Annotated in this window: 15 protein-coding genes; 4 read left to right on the top strand and 11 right to left on the bottom strand. The window is 59.3% G+C overall.

The genetic code is table 11. From position 1 onward, the window contains the following. Positions 1-41 precede the first annotated feature (41 nt). Both yidD and O0879_RS12050 read right to left on the bottom strand, forming a co-directional pair. Positions 42-572 carry a membrane protein insertion efficiency factor YidD gene (yidD, locus tag O0879_RS12055; RefSeq protein ID WP_289916643.1) on the bottom strand — a complete coding sequence of 177 codons (531 nt, stop codon included), beginning with the start codon at positions 570-572 and terminating at the stop codon, positions 42-44. A gap of 35 nt (positions 573-607) precedes the next feature. After that, the gene (locus tag O0879_RS12050) at positions 608-826 is read right to left on the bottom strand and encodes a hypothetical protein (RefSeq protein ID WP_289916641.1); all 219 of its coding nucleotides are present in this window, start codon (positions 824-826) and stop codon (positions 608-610) included. A 161-nt stretch (positions 827-987) separates the two neighbouring features. Here O0879_RS12050 and tssI point away from each other — a divergent pair, with 161 nt between their 5' ends. From tssI to O0879_RS12035, 3 genes are read left to right on the top strand one after another with little or no spacing between them, the layout of a single operon-like run. Further along, positions 988-4,200: a type VI secretion system Vgr family protein gene (gene tssI, locus O0879_RS12045; RefSeq protein WP_289916640.1), complete on the top strand. Its 3,213-nt coding sequence runs from the start codon at positions 988-990 to the stop codon at positions 4,198-4,200. After that, complete coding sequence (locus O0879_RS12040) at positions 4,197-5,696, top strand: hypothetical protein (RefSeq protein ID WP_289916638.1); 1,500 nt, start codon at positions 4,197-4,199, stop codon at positions 5,694-5,696. The genes tssI and O0879_RS12040 overlap by 4 nt, the downstream gene beginning before the upstream one ends. A 16-nt stretch (positions 5,697-5,712) precedes the next feature. Then, positions 5,713-6,729: a PoNe immunity protein domain-containing protein gene (locus O0879_RS12035; protein WP_289916636.1), complete on the top strand. Its 1,017-nt coding sequence runs from the start codon at positions 5,713-5,715 to the stop codon at positions 6,727-6,729. 184 nt (positions 6,730-6,913) lie between these two features. Here O0879_RS12035 and O0879_RS12030 read toward each other — a convergent pair whose 3' ends face one another. The 9 genes from O0879_RS12030 to O0879_RS11990 form a co-directional block, all read right to left on the bottom strand. Next, positions 6,914-8,719, bottom strand: coding sequence for a PhoH family protein (locus O0879_RS12030; protein WP_289916634.1), 1,806 nt, complete (start codon positions 8,717-8,719; stop codon positions 6,914-6,916). A gap of 289 nt (positions 8,720-9,008) precedes the next feature. Beyond that, complete coding sequence (locus O0879_RS12025) at positions 9,009-9,479, bottom strand: peroxiredoxin (protein ID WP_289916633.1); 471 nt, start codon at positions 9,477-9,479, stop codon at positions 9,009-9,011. 74 nt (positions 9,480-9,553) lie between these two features. Next, on the bottom strand, positions 9,554-10,513 hold the full coding sequence (locus O0879_RS12020) for a polysaccharide deacetylase family protein (protein ID WP_077407497.1): 960 nt from the start codon (positions 10,511-10,513) through the stop codon (positions 9,554-9,556). Beyond that, positions 10,513-11,565, bottom strand: coding sequence for a bifunctional UDP-4-keto-pentose/UDP-xylose synthase (locus O0879_RS12015; protein ID WP_070290550.1), 1,053 nt, complete (start codon positions 11,563-11,565; stop codon positions 10,513-10,515). Before O0879_RS12015 ends, O0879_RS12020 begins: the two co-directional genes overlap by 1 nt. 21 nt (positions 11,566-11,586) lie before the next feature. After that, the gene (locus tag O0879_RS12010) at positions 11,587-12,504 is read right to left on the bottom strand and encodes a formyltransferase (protein ID WP_251350448.1); all 918 of its coding nucleotides are present in this window, start codon (positions 12,502-12,504) and stop codon (positions 11,587-11,589) included. Then, positions 12,504-13,499 (bottom strand): glycosyltransferase, encoded by a 996-nt coding sequence (locus O0879_RS12005; protein WP_251350449.1) that lies wholly within the window; start codon positions 13,497-13,499, stop codon positions 12,504-12,506. The genes O0879_RS12010 and O0879_RS12005 overlap by 1 nt, the downstream gene beginning before the upstream one ends. 11 nt (positions 13,500-13,510) lie before the next feature. Continuing rightward, complete coding sequence (locus tag O0879_RS12000; protein ID WP_289916630.1) at positions 13,511-14,647, bottom strand: DegT/DnrJ/EryC1/StrS aminotransferase family protein; 1,137 nt, start codon at positions 14,645-14,647, stop codon at positions 13,511-13,513. Between the two features lie 205 nt (positions 14,648-14,852). Then, a complete protein-coding gene (locus O0879_RS11995; RefSeq protein ID WP_251350451.1) occupies positions 14,853-16,526 on the bottom strand; it encodes a glycosyltransferase family 39 protein in 1,674 nt (557 codons plus the stop codon). Next, a complete protein-coding gene (locus O0879_RS11990; protein WP_070260554.1) occupies positions 16,523-16,915 on the bottom strand; it encodes an Mth938-like domain-containing protein in 393 nt (130 codons plus the stop codon). The genes O0879_RS11995 and O0879_RS11990 overlap by 4 nt, the downstream gene beginning before the upstream one ends. A 424-nt stretch (positions 16,916-17,339) precedes the next feature. Between O0879_RS11990 and O0879_RS11985 the strand changes: the two genes are divergently transcribed. Continuing rightward, positions 17,340-18,569: a pyridoxal phosphate-dependent aminotransferase gene (locus O0879_RS11985; RefSeq protein ID WP_099667018.1), complete on the top strand. Its 1,230-nt coding sequence runs from the start codon at positions 17,340-17,342 to the stop codon at positions 18,567-18,569. Positions 18,570-18,579: the final 10 nt, after the last annotated feature.

The raw sequence follows: 18,579 nt of genomic DNA, 5'->3' as shown, positions 1-18,579 counted from the left end.
TTCATGAATGAATATTTCATTTGTAAGTGAATGTATGAATTTCAGTTGCCCGCATCCCGCCCTTGCCGCAGCTTCTTGCGGTGTTCCTCTTGCTGTCGTTTCAATGCGGCACTGGCTGCATAGTCGTTGCGGAACCACTTCGGGTTCTTGCTGCGGCCTAACCAGGTGCAATCGGCCAGGTTGGCGATATCGGCGCAGTCGCAGGCACAGTCGCCGCAATCGGGGACCGGCAGATCGCAATACCCTGCCTGCGCCCGATGGCGCGCGCTGCGGCCCCTGGCGTGCTGGGCCTGGTGCAGGCGGTGGTGTGCGCTGCAGCTGTGCAAGCGGCGCCGCAGCAGGGACAGTCCCGGCCGCAAGCCATGGCGGGCGATGACCCTGTGGCCATACACGGAGCAGCTGTCGCGTCCCGTGAGCACGCGGTAGGCGCAGGAAAACCCTTTATGGGGCGACAGATAGCGCTGGTAGGCACCGATTGCCCACAGGGCCAGCTGCGTACCGCAGGTGTCGAATGAGAAAATGCGCTCTCCTTGGCCGGTCGCGTTTATTGGATGGGATAGTGGTGCGAGCATACGACAGGTCGGCAAAAAAGAATAGCGCCAGCCGACTACATCCCCATGCTTTTCCAGCCATGCCAGGCAAACGCCGCCAGCCACGCCAGCAAGATCGCCAGCCCCGGCAGCAACAGCCATTTTGCCGCCGCCTCTTCCCACGCCACAAAGGGCTTGCCGCCGCGCGCGATGGCCAGCAGCACCTGTCCCCCGTTCAAGCCGGCAAACGGCAGCAGGTTGAAGGCGCACAGTTTCAACGAGAACAGGGCGAACACCAGCGCAAAGCCGTGTGCGGGCGAGGCCGACTACCCCGTCTGGCAGCGCGGATTTCAATTGAATCACTCTTGCTAGAAAAATAATTCTGAGGTGTAATGTCTTTAATAAGGATGCATATTTAGTAATTTTCAGACGGGAGACCGCCAATTGGGAGTATCCGATGCTCACTTCGCCGCTTGCGGGCTTCACGCAAGCCACCAGATTGCTGCGGTTGACCACGCCATTGGGCGAGAACCACTTGCTGGCCGAATGTGTGCGCGGCGAGGAAGGGCTCAGCCAAGGGTTCGCGTTTCAGATAGCGGCCCTGTCCACCGATGCCTCCATCTCTCTGCGCGCACTGATCGGTCAGCCCGTTCTGCTTGAGTTATTGACCGCCACCAGCACCGACGACTGGCGCCCGTTTCACGGCCACATTACCGCCGTCGAACGGGTTGGCGCGAATGGTGGCCTGGCGCGTTATCAGCTGGCCGTGCAGCCGTGGACAGCGTTCCTGGCGCGCGGCCGGGATAGCCGCGTGTTCCAGGACCTGACCGTGTGCGATATCCTCGACGCGCTCTTTGCCGCGTACCAGGGTCAAGGCAAGCTGGCACCCGCATGGCGCTTCGATATTGCCGAGCGCGCCGTGTATTCACCACGCAGCCTGACCACCCAGTACCAGGAAAGCGACCTGGCGTTTGCCGAACGGCTGATGCTGGAAGAGGGCCTGTTTTACTATTTTGAGCATACGGGCGACGCCAGCAGCCCGTCCCTGGGCCGCCACACGCTGGTCATCGCGGACCACAATGGTGCGTTTCCACCAAATGTCCAGTCCGCCGTCAACTTTACCCAGCCGGGCGCCGTGATGAAGGTCGACAGCATCGACCGCTGGCGCACCGAGTGGCGCCAGCAAACCAATGCCATCGAAATGGGCAGTTGGGATTACCGTTCACTGGATCAGTGCCCGGTCGCCGCCCATGGCGACGCATCCGGCACGACCTTGCTCAGCCGTGACGCGCCGGGCGCTTATGCTTACGCGTCGCGCGAACAGGGGCAGCGCATCGCCGTCAGGCAGTTGCAAGCGCTACAGGCCGGCAAGGAGGTCCACGTCGGCGCCGGCACCATGCGCACGCTGTCGCCCGGCACCACTTTCAGCTTGCACGGCCATGCGCTGTTCGACGCGGCCGGCGACGACGAACGCCATTTTTTGATCGTGCGCACGGTCCATTTGATGCACAACAACCTGAGTGCCGACTTGCAGGCCAGCATCACGGAGAGACTCAGCACCTGTCCGCTGGCCATGGCGATCGGCAAGGAGCAGGATAGCAGCCTGCACCAAGTGGCGGGCATCGCCGAGCGGCCCCTCTACCGTAACCGCATCGATGCGATCCGCCGCAGTGTTCCTTATCGCGCCACAGGCGCAGACCAGCACGGTCGTCTGCTGCATCCGCGCCCGACCGTGGCAGGGCAGCAGACGGCGATCGTGGTCGGGCCTCCCGGCGCCGTGATCCATACTGATCGCGACCATCGCATCAAGGTGCAATTTCACTGGCAGCGGGGCACGCTCAGCCACAGCCGCCTGCCACACCCGCATGCCGATAGCCATACCGGCGCGCCCGGCGATGACAGCGCCGGTACCTGGGTGCGTGTGGCAACGACGTTGGCGTCTATGGCGGGCGCCAACTGGGGCGGCCATGCCGTGCCCCGCGTCGGCCAGGAAGTGGTGATTGATTTTTTAGAAGGAAACATCGATCGTCCGGTCGTCATCGGCACGGTCTATAACGGCCAGGGCCAGCCGGACGCGCAGCAAAACCGGGTGGTCCAAGGCGCTGGCGTAGCGACCGGCAACGCCCCGGCCTGGTTTCCCGGCATCGCGGCTGGCCACGCCCATCCGGCGGCCTTATCCGGCATCAAGTCGCAAACGATGAGCAGCAGCGGCCTGGGCAGCGGCGCCTACAGCCAGCTGGTGTTCGATGACAGCCCCGGCCAGTCTCGCCTGTCGCTGCAACGCCACGCCGCCGCGCACCAGGGTACGGCAGAACTGAATCTGGGGCATTTGCGGCACCAGACGGACAACCAGCGCCTGGCGCCGGCAGGTTTTGGCGCCGAACTGAAGACCGAGCACAGCGCCACGCTGCGCGCCGGACAAGGTTTGTTGCTGTCGACGCATCAGCGCAGCGGCGGCAGCCTGATGGATGCAAGCGAGGCGGTGGCGCAAATCGCACACAGCCTGGCGCTGCAAGTGACGTTGGCGCAAACGGCGCAAAAACACAACGCCGCCCTGAAGGACGAGCATGAGCAGGCTGAAGCGTCGCCGGACGCCTTGCCTGCGCTGCAGCAAATGCGGCACAGCATAGACGTGCTCAAGGCCACCGACAGCAGCGGCGAGGCACAGGCCATCGCCTACAGCGCGCCGCTGTTGCAACTGTCCAGCCCGGCTGGTATCGCCGCTACCACGCCGGCCCATGCCATCTTCAGCGCCGGAAATAACGCCAGCATCGTGGCCGGCCAGGACATCAACTTTGGCGCGCAAGGCAACTATTTCTACGCTGTACAGTCCGGCATCAGCCTGTTCACCTACGGCAAGGCCAGCGACGCCGGCAAGCCGAACCAGGAAACCGGCATCAGGCTGCATGCCGCCAGCGGAAAGGTCAGCAGCCAGAGCCAGTCCGGCGAAACGCGCCTGACCGCCGACAAGGCGGTCACTGTGACGAGCACCGCCAAAAGCGTCGCCATCGCGGCCAAGCAGCACGTGTTGATGACGGTGCAGGACGCCTGCATCAAACTCGAAGGCGGCAATATCGAGATCCACGGGCCGGGCAAGATGGAGTTCAAGGCCAGCATGAAGGAGTTGACAGGGCCGGCGAGCAGCACAGCGAAGCTGCCCTATCTGCCGCAGGCCGGCCAGGCTAAAAATTTCCTGGAACTGAATTACCGCTGGGACGATCTGCAACCCATGGTTGGCGCACCGTACAGGCTCCTGTTTGCCAATGGCGTCACGATGGAAGGCAAGCTGGATGCGCATGGCTTTGCCCGCCTGGACGATATTCCGAACAGCGGTGCGGTGGTGCTGTACGGCGAGGATGAACGGGACGCCGAACCGCGCAAGAAACAAAAAACCAATCAGGTGATCGGCGCCAAACCGCGTACCGATGAAGAGGCGCAAGCCGTCCTCGAAAAGTATCTGGCGCAGGAAGATGCATATTATAAAGATAACTATTTTCCTGATGAATTAGCCGAAATGGCCGCTGAGCGACCGCCCGGCGCGGGGAGCACTACGCTGGAATACGATTTCCACTATGACGATTACCGCTATGCCGATGAAGAGACGCCTGAAGACAGGGAAGCTGAAAAAAATTATCGTGAACGGCACGACAATGGCGAGGGTCAGGCATGAGTAATATCGTTTCGCCAGCCGGACGCGCCTTGCGTGAAGCCGACGACGGTATCGGCGGCTGGCTGGCCGAACTGGTGACAGGTGCAGGGTCCTCGCCATCGCACATCATCGTCACTGGCATCCTCGGCGTGATTCCGGGCGTCGGCCAGGCTATGGATGCGCGCGATCTGATCCTTGGCGTGATCCAGATTTCCAGGTCGCCGGCGGCGGTGGGCGGCTGGGTGGAACTGGTGATCACCTTGGTCGGCTGCGTGCCGGCAGTGGGCGACAGTCTGAAAGTGGGCTTTAAACTCATGAAGCAAGGCAGCCATTTCGGCCGCGTGCTTGAAGCGGTGTCGCCCACCCTGCGCGGCAACGTTGAAAAATTCATGCGCAAGATCGATTGGGGCGCGCTGAGCAAGGATAGCAGAGGCCTGTTCAACAGTGCCATCGAGACCTTCATCGACGGCATCGACAGCTGGGTGATTAAAGCCATGGCCGGCGGCCCGGAAATCAGGCAGCTCATCGGCGAACTCAAGGCATTGCAGAAGCAGGGGCCGCGCATGATCGACGATGCGTTTGCCGACCTGAAAAAAGTGCACGCGAAGATGATGGGAAATGAACTTCCCCACACCACGGCCGCGCTAGGGACGACCTCGGGCAAGGTCGTGCGGCAAGAGGGACAGGACGTGGCCACGACCGTTGCCAAGAAAGAAGGAAAGGTCGCCGCAGGGGCCGACAAGAAACTGCTGGCGAAGAAAAACAAGGACGCGAAGGAAAACAAGGCCACGCCGAATACCACCAAGGTTAATACCAAGAAAAAAGGCGAGAAAAAGAAAAATTGGCGTAGCGGGGTGCCTGCGGAACACATTACTGACTACTCGGTGAAAAACAAGCATATTTCTTTTCATAAAGCCAATAATGGGGGTGTCCTAACTGAAGAACACAGCATGTCGCACAACGGCCTTGATCACCTGTGGTCAAATCCCCTGAATTTAATACAACCATTTGTAGTTGGTGAAACAAAGTCAAGCATCTTTGATTCCTTTAGCTTGATCAATGCGTTGCCTCATGAAATGAGGGAAAAATTTAATGCATTGCGAGAAGATGAGGCTGCCAATCCTCTGAAAAATAAAAGACCTAATATATTTGATAATGATGGGCGCGATGAGTATGCCGATAAGATCGTAAATGTGGGACGTTCTGGGAATACGGGTAGCATAAGAAGCGGACTGAACAAAGCCAATCGTGAAACAAAGCTGGCTGCCCAGATGAGTCACACCTGGATTGTCGATGCTCTTGAAAAAGAAAATCTAACAGCGCAAGGTATGGTTATTAAAAGGCTGATAAGGAAATATGAGAAATACCAAGCATCTGATAAAAATTGTAGGCATCCTTATGAGCGCTGGATTTGTTTGGTAACTGGAAGGCAATTGGCGCAGCACAAAAAATCAAACGGGAGTAAGCATGCAATACAGTTGATATTGAATATTCCAGATAATATCATGAACAAATAAAACGTGGATTTAATTTATGAGAAAAATTATTGAGCTCAGCGATTTTTTTGAGAAGAAAAGAGAGAAATTATTATCATATGATATTTATAAGGAAAAGTATGAGGATATAGTGGAGACTTTTGATGTTGTGGGCGAGAGTCTAAATAAAAGTCAAACTCATCTGAGTAAAATTGAACCTGTTAGACTTATGATAGCCAGCCGAAGACGGTCTTGGGATGCAATAGATTTCCTCTCTGTTCAGTATAGTGCTGGAATTGAAATTAAAGAAATAAGAGGTTTTTATCCAGAAGTGCTGAATTATTGGGAATCCTATGCTAAGTATAATAATATTTATGATTCTCGGCAAACATCAGAAACTGATAAGGGTTTTCCACATTTCGAATTGCCTGGAAAAGATTTTGAGCGCGTAAATAGGATGATGTGTTTTGGTATTTTATTGGGTTGGAGTAATAAAATTCCACTTTTAGTGCCAATCATTGATTTTAATAATTATCAAAAAGATGGGATGCTGGAGCGGATGCTTGGGTTCTTTGTCAGTAACAGACCGGAACCACCCGACTCTTGTTTACGACATTTGCCATATTTTAAGACGTTGAAAATTTTTTCAGCATCGGAAAAAGATCGTCCTGCTTTGATGGCCGAGTATTTGGAAGATTGGTACCACGCCAGCCGGCGCGAGCCTTATTACGATGCGCATACGCGGGATATTTCCTTCTGGGGCTATTGGTCCTGGGAAGCCGCAGCCATCACCTTTCTACTCGACATCGACGACAGCAGTTATGCCAGCGCGCAGTTCTATCCCAAGGATCTGGTTGATTTCGCCAGGCAGGCAAGAAAGGATTACGCACCCGAAGGCGCCGACCCAATGGCACCCCACGAGCTGCGCGCCAAGGCTGGCGATCCCTGTCCCAAGGCCGGGTTATGGCAGTCGCTGGATGTGGTGCCGGAACTGCGTCGTTATCAACAGAACGAGGAAATGGACAATCTGGGCTCGCTGTATGGATTGACCGTCTGGCGGTTTACCGAACAATGATTGTGTGGCGTGTCTATTTTCGAGTCTAGAAAAGCATCGCTTGAAATCCTGGAGATAGTCCGCTGCGCGGGGCGCATGGCCGTGCGGGGCGGCCGCCAGGCGCTGCAAACGTAAAAAAGCCCCGGTTGCATCGCTGCAGCCGGGGCTTTCGAATGACTGGGCAGCTCGCGCCGCCCGCTACCACTTACAGCACTTCGCTGGCGTGATCGGCCAGGCGCGAGCGTTCGCCGCGCGCCAGGGTGACGTGGCCGCTGTGGGTCCAGCCCTTGAAGCGGTCGACCACGTAGGTCAGGCCGCTCGAGCCTTCCGTCAGGTACGGCGTGTCGATCTGTGCGATGTTGCCCAGGCACAGGATCTTCGTACCGGGACCGGCGCGCGTGACGAGGGTCTTGACTTGTTTCGGCGTCAAGTTTTGCGCTTCATCAATGATGAGGAACTTGTTGACGAAGGTGCGGCCGCGCATGAAGTTGAGCGACTTGATCTTGATGCGCGAGCGGATCAGGTCTTGCGTTGCAGCACGGCCCCATTCGCCGCCATCGGAGTCGGACTTGTTCAGCACTTCCAGGTTGTCGTCGAAGGCGCCCATCCATGGCGACATCTTTTCCTCTTCCGTGCCTGGCAGGAAACCGATGTCTTCGCCCACCGGCACCGTCACGCGGGTGACGATGATTTCATTGTAGAGCTTGGTTTCCAGCACCTGCGCCAGGCCGGCGGCCAGGGCCAGCAGGGTCTTGCCGGTGCCGGCCTGGCCCAGCAGGGTGACGAAGTCGCATTCCGGATTCATCAGCAAGTTCAGCGCGAAATTCTGCTCGCGGTTGCGCGCCGTCACGCCCCATACATTGTTCTTCGTGTGGCTGAAGTCGCGCAGGGTTTGCAGCACGGCCGTCTTGCCGTTGATCTGTTTCACCTGGCCATAGAACGGCGTTTCGCCGTTTTTCGGTTCCAGGTAGATGAACTGGTTGACCAGCAACGATGGAATGAACGGGCCCGTCACGCGGTAGAAGGTGGAGCTGTAGCCGTTCTTGCTTTCCTGCCACGATTCCATGTCCTTGCCGTGCTTGTTCCAGAAGTCGTCCGGCAATTGCACGATGCCCGAGTACAGCAAGTCCGTGTCTTCCAGCACATGGTCGTTGAAGTAATCTTCGGCTGGCAAGCCCAGGGCGCGCGCCTTGATGCGCATGTTGATGTCTTTCGACACCAGCACGACGGGACGGCCATCCTGTTCCGACTCGAGCGAGCGCACGACGGCCAGGATCTGGTTGTCGGCCTTGCCTACTGGCAAGCCAGCCGGCAGGTCGGCGCTTTGCAGGCGCGTCTGGAAGAACAGACGGCCCTTGGCATCCTTGTTGCCCAGCTTGGACAGCAGGATGCCGTGCTCGATGGCGTCGTCATCCGTGTTGCTGATCAGGGCGTCCAAGGTGCGCGAGACCTGGCGCGCATTGCGCGCCACTTCCGTCATGCCCTTTTTATGGTTGTCCAGCTCTTCCAGGGTCATCATCGGCAGGTACACATCGTGTTCCTCGAAGCGGAACAGCGACGATGGATCGTGCATCAGCACGTTCGTGTCGAGCACGAACAGCTTGCTGATGCCGCGCTGATCGGCGGCGCGGCTGGCGGACGACTTGAGCTGGACTTCGACCGCCTTGTGCTTGGCCGGATGCGGCTGCTCGACTTGCTTGACGGATTTCAGCGGCGTGACCTTGCCCTTGGCTGCCGGCTTGGTTTTCGCGGCAGGAGCAGGGGCTGCGGTCACTGGCGCCGGTGCGGGCGCCTGTACCGGCTTGGCGACCATCAGGGCCGCCACTTGCTTGATCTTCGTGGCCGCATTGCGGACTGGCTTGGCAACTTCGGCGATCGCCGCTTCAATGATCGGTGCAGCCACTTTCTTGGCTGCCGGGGTTTTGGTGGCCGGGCGCGCTGCGCCTGCGGTTGGGTAATCTTGGGTGGCCAGGATGGTGGCTGGCTTGCTCGGTAATTTTGGCAGTGGCATCAGGATCTCAATCAAAAAATTTCTGGAATGAATCGCCCATGGGCAGCCAGCTTCTGGCGGCACTTCTCATGGGGTGGATGCGGGGGAACAACAATGCTACAGGACGAGTAACTGCCGGAAGGCCGGCAGCATGGCCGGTCATGGACGCCATCGGCGGGCTGCAGGCCCGCCTGGCGGAGTGGATGGAGGCGCTTCGTTGACTCAAAATGGCGATAGGTACCGTGAACTGAACTGCGGTTGAACTAAGCTCGCTGGAAGCCGGCAACGCGCATTGGATCAAAATGGACGATCAATTCAGATGCGCTACGAATTCCAGCACTTCTTCCACGTGAGTTGCGACCTTCACGCCTCTCCATTCTTTCACCAATCGGCCCTGGGCGTCAATCACAAACGTACTGCGCTCGACGCCACGGACCGTCTTGCCGTACATCTGTTTCATCTTCATGACGTTAAACAGCAGGCAAACGGCTTCGTCCGGGTCGGAAATGAGCTCGAATGGCAGCTCCAGCTTGGCTTTGAAGCTTTCGTGCGAACGCAGGGAATCGCGGCTGATGCCGTAGATTTCCACGTCGGCAGCGACGAATTGCGAATACGCATCGCGAAAGGCGATGTTTTCCGTGGTGCAACCAGGGGTGTTGTCCTTCGGATAAAAAAACAGCACCGTGGCCTTGGCCGGGCGGCCCAGCAACTGAAAGGTCTTGCCGCTGGTCATCGCGGCGCTAAAGTCGGGTATGCTAACGAGGGATTGGCTATCAGCCACAGGTTCTCTCCTGAACGGTGATCATCAGCGCTGTTTTTAATCTGGCAACGCATCCAGGTGCAACAATACAGCATTCAGGCCGCTTTGCCCTGCACAATCAGGCGTCCCGAACGGCCTGGCAACTCATCCCAGGTGACGGGACAAACGGGCAAGTCCGTATTTTTTATCTTTTCATAATAATCGCCCATCGCTGCAAACTGGTAGCCCTGGGCTTTCCAGCCAGCCAGCAGTTGTTCGAAAATGGGGGCGAGTTTCTGTCCTTCAAGTTCCGCATGCAAGGTATATACGTGATCGCGCGGATTGTCGGCCGTCAATGACAGGATATGCGCCGCAACATTGCCGGTGGTGATCAGCTTACCGTCGATTTCGCAGCCCAGCAATTCATCCAGGGTGGGCAGGGTGGTGGGCAATTGCACGCATTGCAGGATCGTGTTGCCGTTGCGCACGCGGTGCGGGCCATTGCTTGGATGCACCATGGCGCCGCGCGCGTCGAGCATGGCGCGGCCATCGGAGGCAAAGCGGTAGCCGGCCGTGTCGTGTTCGACAAAGGCGCTGACATTCATTTGCCAGCCGGCCGCGCCGTGCGTGTGCGGCTTTGTTCCAAACACTTGTTCGTAGCGGTTGGCGGCCTTGCGCATCATGTTGATGGTCCAGGCGGCGTTGCGCTTGGCCACGTTGTCTTGCCACAGGGTGTGATCCCAGGTGTGGATGCCGCACTCGAAACCGGCATCGCGCACGGCGCGCAATTGCGCCGCGCATTGCTTGCCGATATCGGGTCCCGGCAGCAAAGTGCCGTACATCAATGTTTTCAAGCCGTAGTGCTCGACCACCGAGGTGCGCGATACCTTGCTGAAAAAGCCGGGCTTCAAGGCGCGCCGCAGGGCCCAGCCCGTGTGGTCGGGGCCCAGCGAGAACAGAAAGGTGGCCTTGGCCTGGTGCGCGGCCAGCATGCGCACCAGATTGCCCATGCCTTCACGGGTGCCGCGATAGGTATCGACGTCGATTTTCAGGGTCAGGAACGGCTTGCTCAACATTAATCCATCAGTGCTTTGGCTTGGGCTACCTGGCTGCGGTAGGCGTCGAAAATGTTGCGCAGGGAATCGGCCATGGTGGTGGTCGGCGCCCAGCCCAGCTCTTCGCAGGTATTCGTGATTTTCGGCACGCGGTTTTGCACGTCCTGGTAGCCGGCGCCGTAGTAGGCGCCCGAGGTCGTTTCCACGATTTTCACGTGTTTCGCGCCTTCGGCGTATTCCGGGTATTCGGCGGCCAGGGTCAGCATCATGCCGGCCAGGTCGCGGATCGAATAGTTATTGGTCGGATTGCCAATGTTGTAGATCTTGCCGCTGGCGATGCCGTTCTTGTTGGCGATGATGCGGATCAGCGCATCGATGCCGTCGTCGATGTAGGTGAATGCACGTTTCTGCGCGCCGCCATCGACCAGCGAGATGTTCTCGCCGCGCACGATGTGGCCGAAGAATTGCGTCACCACGCGCGAGGAACCTTCTTTTGGCGTGTGGATCGAGTCCAGGCCGGCGCCGATCCAGTTGAACGGACGGAACAGGGTGAAGTTCAAGCCTTCCATGCCGTAGCCCCAGATGACGCGGTCCATCAGCTGCTTGGCGTTCGAATAGATCCAGCGCGGCTTGTTGATCGGGCCGCAGATCAGTTCCGAGTTTTCCGGGTCGAATTCCTCGTCATGGCACATGCCATACACTTCCGAGGTCGACGGGAAGACCAGGTGCTTGCCGTACTTGGCGGCCGAGCGCACGATCGGCAGGTTGGCTTCGAAGTCCAGTTCGAAGACGCGCAGCGGCTGCTTGACGTAGGTCGAAGGCGTGGCGATGGCGACCAGGGGCAGGATGACGTCGCATTTCTTGACGTGGTATTCGACCCATTCCTTGTTGATCGTGATGTCGCCTTCGAAGAAGTGCATGCGCGACTTGTAGTTGTCATCTTCCAGCAATTCCGTGATGCGGTCCGTGTTCATGTCCATGCCGTAGACATGCCAGTCGGTGGTTTCCAGGATGCGTTTGGACAGGTGGTGGCCGATGAAGCCGTTGACGCCTAAGATGAGGACTTTTTTCATGTGAGATTCTCTTGAGTTAAATCAGTGTGTGCTGACGCGGGTGGTCAGACTTGCTTGCAATTGTTGAGCCGAAATCGGCTCCCCGGCAGCCCTCAGCGCGGAAATGGCCAGCATGCGGCCGTCTCCGCAGACGCCAAAGATGCAATTATCCACTACCGCCAAGCCCGGTGGCAAACTTCCTGCGGAAAGCTTGCTCAAACGGGCTTTTTCGATAATGTAAATGACATCATTGACTTCGGTGAAGGCGCCGGGATAGGGGGGCGCGACGGCCCGGTGCAGGTTGTAAACCTGCTGCGCGGGTAACTTCCAGTCTATCCTGCCATCTTCGGGCTTGCGGCCGCCAAAATAGCCGCCCTGGCGCAAATCGTTGAGCTGGCGCGGCGCCGTGCCGTCCAGCAAAGCCGGCAGCACGTTCCACAGGGTTTGTTCCGCCGCCACGGTGACCTTGCCGAAGACTTCGAAGGCCGTGTCGTCGGGCAGGATGGGCACGGCCGTTTGCGCGACGATGGCGCCGGCATCGGGCTTGACCGTCATTTCATGCAGGGTGGCACCCGTTTGCGGGGCGCCATGCAACACGGCCCAGTTGACGGGCGCGCGGCCGCGGAACGCCGGCAGCAGCGAGCCGTGCATATTGTAGGCGGGTGCGACTTCCAAGATGCTAGCCGGCAACATGTGGCGGTAGTAAAAACTGAACAGCATGTCCGGTGTTGCCGCCTGCACCTGCGCCAGCAACTCGGGCGCGCGGGCGTCCGATGGCGTGATGTACGGAATGCCTTCCGCCTGGCACAGGCTGGCGACGGATTCGAACCACAGGTTTTCCGTGGGGCTGTCTTCGTGCGTGACGACGAGGGCGATGTCGACGCCGCCGGCCAGCAGCACCTTGATGCAGCGCACGCCTACATTGTGGTAGCCGAAGACGACGGCGCGCGGGGCGCCCATCAGCGGCCCACCTGGCGCTTTTCCAGGCGCACATACGATGGCGCCTCGGCTTCCGCCTGTGTCATGCCGTCCTGCAAGATGGTTTGCACCACGTAGCGGGGACGGGCGCGCACTTGCTGGAAGATGCGTCCCACGTATTCGCCCACCAAGCCGATGCCGAACAGGATCACGCCCATGAAGAAGAAGGCGATGGCGAACAGGGTGAACACGCCTTCGGCTTCCGCGCCCAGCAGGAAGCGGCGTACCAGCAGGAAGACCACCAGCAATGCCGAGCCCAGCGACAGCGCCATGCCCAGCATGGAAAAGATTTGCAGCGGAATCAGCGAAAAGCCCGTGACCAGGTCGAAATTGAGGCGGATCAGGCTGTACAGCGAGTATTTCGATTCGCCGGCCGCCCGTTCCTCGTGTTCGACGATGATTTCCGTCGGCTTGCGGGCAAATGTGTAGGCCAGTGCCGGCACGAAGGTATTGACTTCGGCGCATTGGTTGACGAGGTCGATCACGTTGCGGCCATACGCGCGCAGCATGTTGCCCTGGTCGGTGATCTTGATATTCGTGATTTTTTCGCGCAGGCGGTTCATCATCTTCGAGGCCAGCGTGCGCCAGGCGGAATCTTGCCGTTTGCGCCGGATCGAGCCCACATAATCGTAGCCTTCGCGCATCTTCGCCACCAGGTTGCCGATTTCCTCGGGCGGGTTCTGCAGGTCGGCGTCGAGCGTGATCATGATCTGTCCGCGCGATGCCTCGAAGCCGGCCAGGATGGCCATGTGCTGGCCATAATTGCCGTTGAACAAGATTACGCGCGTGACGTCCGGGCGCTGACGGAACTGTTCCGCCAGGATGGGTACCGAATTGTCGCGGCTGCCATCGTTGATGAAAATGATCTCGTAGCTCGTCTGGAGGGCGTCGAGGGCCGGATACAGGCGGGCGAACAGGCTGGCCAGGCCATCTTGCTCGTTGTAGATCGGAATGATAATGGACAGTTCAGGTTTCATCGGCGCGCTGCTCATTTGATGAGAATGGATTTGACGGTGGCGACGGCGCGTTCCACGTCCTGTGTCGTCATGGCGTAGAACATCGGCAAGGTCACGGTCAGGCGGCCGATCTTTTCCGAGACGGGGAACATGCCCTCGGTAAAGCCGCGTTCGCGGTACATGGTAAACAGGTGGATCGGTGCGTAATGATAGCCCGTTCCCACGTTTTGCTGCGCCATTTGCTGCATGAAGGCGGCGCGCGTGCCGGGTCCATTGTCAGGCAGGATGATCTGGAACAAATGCCAGTTGCTGTTTTCAAAGTCCTGCACGGGCAGCTGGGCGCCGCTCAGCGCTTCGAAGTCGCTGCCGAATTGCGCGAAATAGTGGCGTGCCAGCGCGCGGCGGTGGGTCGTGATGGCCTCGATATTGGCAAACTGGCCCAGGCCGATGGCGGCCATGATGTCGCTCATGTTGTACTTGCCGCCCAGTACATCGACGTCGATGCCGTCGACGCCGCTGCGCGTCACGCCCTGCAGCCGGTACTTCTCGGCCAGCTTGGCTTCTTCCAGGTTGTTGAGGACGAGGCAGCCGCCTTCGCCCGTGGTGATGTTCTTATTGGCCTGAAAGCTGAACGAGACGAAGTCGCCAAACGCGCCGATGCGCTTGCCCTTCCACGTGGAGCCGAACGCTTGTGCAGCGTCTTCCACGACCCTTAAATTGTACTTTTCAGCAATCGCGTACAGGCGGTCCATGTCGACGGGCAAGCCGGACAGGTAGACGGGGATGATGGCCTTGGTACGCGGGGTGATGGCCGCTTCCAGTTTGTCGAGGTCGATATTCCGCGTGACGGGATCGATGTCGGCGAACACGGGCGTGGCGCCCACTTCGATGATGACGTTGGCCGTCGCGACCCACGACACGGGCGTGGTGATGACTTCGTCGCCGGGGCCTATGCCAGCGATGCGCAGCGCGATTTCCATGGTGCACGTGCCCGAATTGAAGGTGCGCACGGGGCGCCCGCCGAAATACTCGGACAGCTGGGCTTCGAAGGCCTGCACTTTCGGGCCGCTGGTGATCCAGCCCGAGCGCAGCACTTCGCCGACGGCGGCGATGGTCGCTTCATCGATGGTGGGTTTGGAAAAGGGCAAAAAGGGCAGGGTAGAAGTCATGGGGCGCAGTTCTTGGATCTGTATTGTGTCAGGGTATCGGCATCGCCGAGGCTGCCAGTGCCGTCAAAAGGCGCCGGCAGGCATGGCTATTTTATATCGTCAGTATGGCGGCGCAGCCTTTCAGCGGTGAAAAATCCTGCTGATGCAGGGGCGGGGCAAGCTGGCCGGGGGCGCGATCCGTGCAGCCTCGCGCCCCTTTAAATATTTACTTGTTGGCAACGACCATGCGGCGTGCATCTTCGGCAATCACACGCATGGGCACGCCACGCCCCTGCAATTCCTTGTAGCGGTACAGGCTGATAATCGCCATGTCGTGCACGCCGGCATTGGCATCGTTCGTCCATTGCGTGATGAAAGGCTCGATGTTCGGGATGGACAGTTCGGGCTGCTGTTTCAGGCCAAACGTAAACTCATCCCAGTAATCGACGAGGATCACGGGCCGCTGCAGGTAATACGTCAGCGATTGTTCGTAGATGCCGACCGAATAGAGCTTGGTATCGGCTGTCAGTTCGGCCTGGATCTGCGGCAGCATGTCGGTGCCTGCGCGGTTCTGGCCATACAGTTCGGAGCCGGCCAGGATGCAGTGCGTGGCCAGGAAGCCGGCGCCGGCGATGGTCAGCACCGTCATGTCACGGCGCAACTGGCGCGCATGCAGCAAGGCCAGGGCGCCGCCGGCCAGGGCGAAGAAGCCGGCCGCCATCAGCCATGGCTGGTAGCCCTTCAGCGCGACCAGGGCTTCCGCATCGCGCGCGCTGGCCTTGCTGAAGGCGATCGGTCCGCCGATCAGGATGGCCGCGCCCAGCACGCACAGCAGGCCGGCGGCGAACAGGCGCTGGCGGCGCGAGGCCGATTCCAGGTACAGCGCCACCAGCAGGGCCAGCGCCGGGAAGATGGGCACGATGTAGCCAGGCAGCTTCGAAGTCGAATAGCTGAAGAAGAAGAAAATGAAGACGGCCCAGACGAGCAGCATCAAGCGGGGCTGGAAGGCGCCTTCCTGGCGCTTGAAGGCGGCGGCCAGGCTTTGCGGCAGCACGCCTATCCATGGCAGGATGCCGGGAATGAGCAGCACCAGGAAGTAATACCAGGCACCTTCGCGCTTGTGGCCCTTCATCAGGAAGCGCTGGAAATGCTCGTGGATGAAGAAGAAATGCGGCTGTTCCGGATTGCGCAGGGCGACCAGCACGAACCACGGCGTGGCGATGGCAAAGAACAGCAGCAAGCCCTTGACCAGGTGCAGCCGCGTCCAGATGCGCCAGTCGCGCGCACACAGCGAATACAGCACCAGCACGGCGCCCGGCAGCACGATGCCGATCAGGCCCTTGGCCAGCACGGCCAGCGCCATGGCGGCCCAGCAGGCCAGCATCCAGTTGCGCCGCTCGATCTCCGTGGCGTCGTCGCGCTGGGCGATCAGCAGGCTGCCCAGGGTGAGGGTCATCATGCCCGACAGGCCCATGTCCAGCGAATTGATCTGGCCGGAAGCGAGCCAGAACAGGCTCGATGCCAGCACCAGGCCCGCATACAGGCCCACGCGCGGGCCGAACACTTTCTTGCCCGCGTAAGCCGTCATGCACACGCCGATGATGCCGCACAGGCCAGTCCACAGGCGCGCCTGCCATTCGCCCAGGCCGAAGGCGGCGAAGGTCAGCGCATTCATCCAGGTTTGCAGCGGCGGCTTTTCAAAGTACTTGATGCCGTTCAGGCGCGTGGTGATCCAGTCGCCCGTGACGAACATTTCGCGCGCCATCTCGGCGTAGCGGCCCTCGTCGGGCGGTACCAGGGTACGCACGCCCAGCGCATACAGGGTGACGACGATGAAGATGCCCAGCAGGGACCACATCAGCACCCGCGACGAGTGCAGTTCGTTGACATTGATTTTCATGCGGCCTTGCCCGCGGCCGGGGCCAGGATCAGTGCCAGCGTGACCTTGCGGCCTTCGCCCATGAGGATATTGTAGGTGCGGCAGGCAGCCTGGCTATCCATGCATTCGACGCCGATGCGGCGCATGGTCAGCGCGGCCGTCAGTTTCGGATGCACGAAGCGCTGGCGCTCGCCCGTGCCGAGGATGACCACGTCGGGCGCATCGGCCAGGATTTGCGCGAAATGCGCCTCGTTCAATTGCTCGAAACTGTCCACTTCCCACGCCCGCGGGGGCATTTCCGGCATGACGATCAGGCTGTAGTTGTAGGGCTGGGCATTGATCTCGACGCCGTTTTCGTCATAGCCGGTGACAGTCTGGTATTGTTGGGTGCTGCTGGCATGGAGTTTCATGGCGATATCGGGGGCTGGTCGTGTCGGTTGATCGGTGCGCGCGCGGCCAAACTGCGTGCCGCGGCCAAGGGCGTAAGCATGCCATAAATGACAGAAAAGAGCGACTGAAAAGCAATATCCTTTCCAAATTGCAATCTTCGGCGCCACAGTGGGACTGCCTGCTTGCGCCATGGTAATGCTGCCAGATTAAGGGAAGATGAAGATGGCGCGTGCCGGATTGCCCTCCGGAGGTGCCGGCGTGGCAGAATCGGCGTCAAATGCTGGGGTTGGCCATGTTTAATTTGATAAAATGGCCTGTTTTCGGCGAGAATGGTTGTTTTCGCCTTGCAGTCTTTCGCATCGCAGTTTCACGGGTTCATAGTTCTGGCGCGGCTATCATGCTGCAAGTTCTGCTTACCGCGCCGCATCACGACAGGGATTTATTTTGCGACCGATTCAGAAATCGAATAAATTGGCGGATGTCTGCTACGACATCCGCGGCCCGGTCCTGGAAAAATCCAGGCAAATGGAAGAAGAAGGCCACAAGATCACCAAGCTCAATATCGGCAACCTGGCCGTATTCGGCTTCGATCCGCCGGACGAGATCGTGCGCGACATGATGCTCAACCTGCAAAATGCCGCCGGCTATACGGATTCGAAAGGCATGTTCGCGCCGCGCAAGGCCGTCATGCACTATACGCAGGGCAAGAACATCGCCGGCGTCACCATCGATGACATTTATTTGGGCAATGGCGCTTCCGAACTGATCGTCATGTCGATGAACGCCCTGCTCAACAGCGGCGACGAAGTGCTGGTGCCGGCGCCCGATTACCCGCTGTGGACGGCCGCCGTCAGCCTGTCGGGCGGCAATCCCGTGCATTATGTGTGCGACGAGCAGAACGAGTGGTATCCCGACATCGAGGACATGCGCCGTAAGATCACGCCGCACACCAAGGCTATCGTCGTCATCAACCCGAACAATCCCACGGGCGCGCTGTATCCGGTGGAAGTGCTGCTGCAGATCGTGGAACTGGCGCGCCAGCACCAACTGATCATTTTCGCCGACGAGATCTACGACAAGGTGCTGTACGACGAAGCCGAGCACGTGTCGATCGCCTCGCTGGCCGACGACGTGCTGTTCATCACCATGAACGGCTTGTCGAAGAATTACCGCTCCTGCGGCTACCGTTCCGGCTGGATGGTGGTCTCGGGCGAAAAGCGCCACGCAAAAGATTACATCGAGGGCCTCAACATGCTGGCCTCGATGCGGCTATGCGCCAACGCGCCGGGGCAGTTTGCCATCCAGACGGCGTTAGGCGGCTACCAGAGCATACAAGACCTGGTAGGGCCCGGCGGGCGCCTGTTGAAACAGCGCGACCTGGCGCACAAGCTGCTGACCGATATTCCGGGCGTCACCTGTGTCAAGCCGAAGGCCGCGCTGTACATGTTCCCGCGTCTGGACCCGGAGATCTACCCGATCGCCGACGACCAGCAGTTTGCCTATGAATTACTGGCCGAAGCGAAGGTCCTGATCGTGCAGGGCACGGGCTTCAACTGGATCGCGCCTGACCATTTCCGCGTCGTCTTCCTGCCCAATTCCGATGACCTGACCGAGGCCATGGGCCGCATTGCGCGCTTCCTCGAAGGTTACCGCAAGCGCCACAGCCGGGGCTGAGCCAGACAGT

This window comes from Janthinobacterium sp. SUN120 (assembly GCF_030397735.1).
GTDB lineage: Bacteria > Pseudomonadota > Gammaproteobacteria > Burkholderiales > Burkholderiaceae_D > Janthinobacterium > Janthinobacterium kumbetense.
Note: the sequence above shows the minus strand (reverse complement) of the source record. Positions and strands in the feature narration are given on the sequence as shown.

Bases quoted from the DNA above. Each gene is read 5' to 3' on its own strand.
- O0879_RS12005 (WP_251350449.1), bottom strand. From the start codon at position 13,499: ATGAAACCTGAACTGTCCATTATCATTCCGATCTACAACGAGCAAGAT.
- O0879_RS12030 (WP_289916634.1), bottom strand. From the start codon at position 8,719: ATGCCACTGCCAAAATTACCGAGCAAGCCAGCCACCATCCTGGCCACC.
- O0879_RS12040 (WP_289916638.1), top strand. From the start codon at position 4,197: ATGAGTAATATCGTTTCGCCAGCCGGACGCGCCTTGCGTGAAGCCGAC.
- tssI (WP_289916640.1), top strand. From the start codon at position 988: ATGCTCACTTCGCCGCTTGCGGGCTTCACGCAAGCCACCAGATTGCTG.
- O0879_RS12035 (WP_289916636.1), top strand. From the start codon at position 5,713: ATGAGAAAAATTATTGAGCTCAGCGATTTTTTTGAGAAGAAAAGAGAG.
- yidD (WP_289916643.1), bottom strand. From the start codon at position 572: ATGCTCGCACCACTATCCCATCCAATAAACGCGACCGGCCAAGGAGAG.
- O0879_RS12020 (WP_077407497.1), bottom strand. From the start codon at position 10,513: ATGTTGAGCAAGCCGTTCCTGACCCTGAAAATCGACGTCGATACCTAT.
- O0879_RS12010 (WP_251350448.1), bottom strand. From the start codon at position 12,504: ATGGGCGCCCCGCGCGCCGTCGTCTTCGGCTACCACAATGTAGGCGTG.
- O0879_RS11995 (WP_251350451.1), bottom strand. From the start codon at position 16,526: ATGAAAATCAATGTCAACGAACTGCACTCGTCGCGGGTGCTGATGTGG.
- O0879_RS12015 (WP_070290550.1), bottom strand. From the start codon at position 11,565: ATGAAAAAAGTCCTCATCTTAGGCGTCAACGGCTTCATCGGCCACCAC.
- O0879_RS11990 (WP_070260554.1), bottom strand. From the start codon at position 16,915: ATGAAACTCCATGCCAGCAGCACCCAACAATACCAGACTGTCACCGGC.
- O0879_RS12000 (WP_289916630.1), bottom strand. From the start codon at position 14,647: ATGACTTCTACCCTGCCCTTTTTGCCCTTTTCCAAACCCACCATCGAT.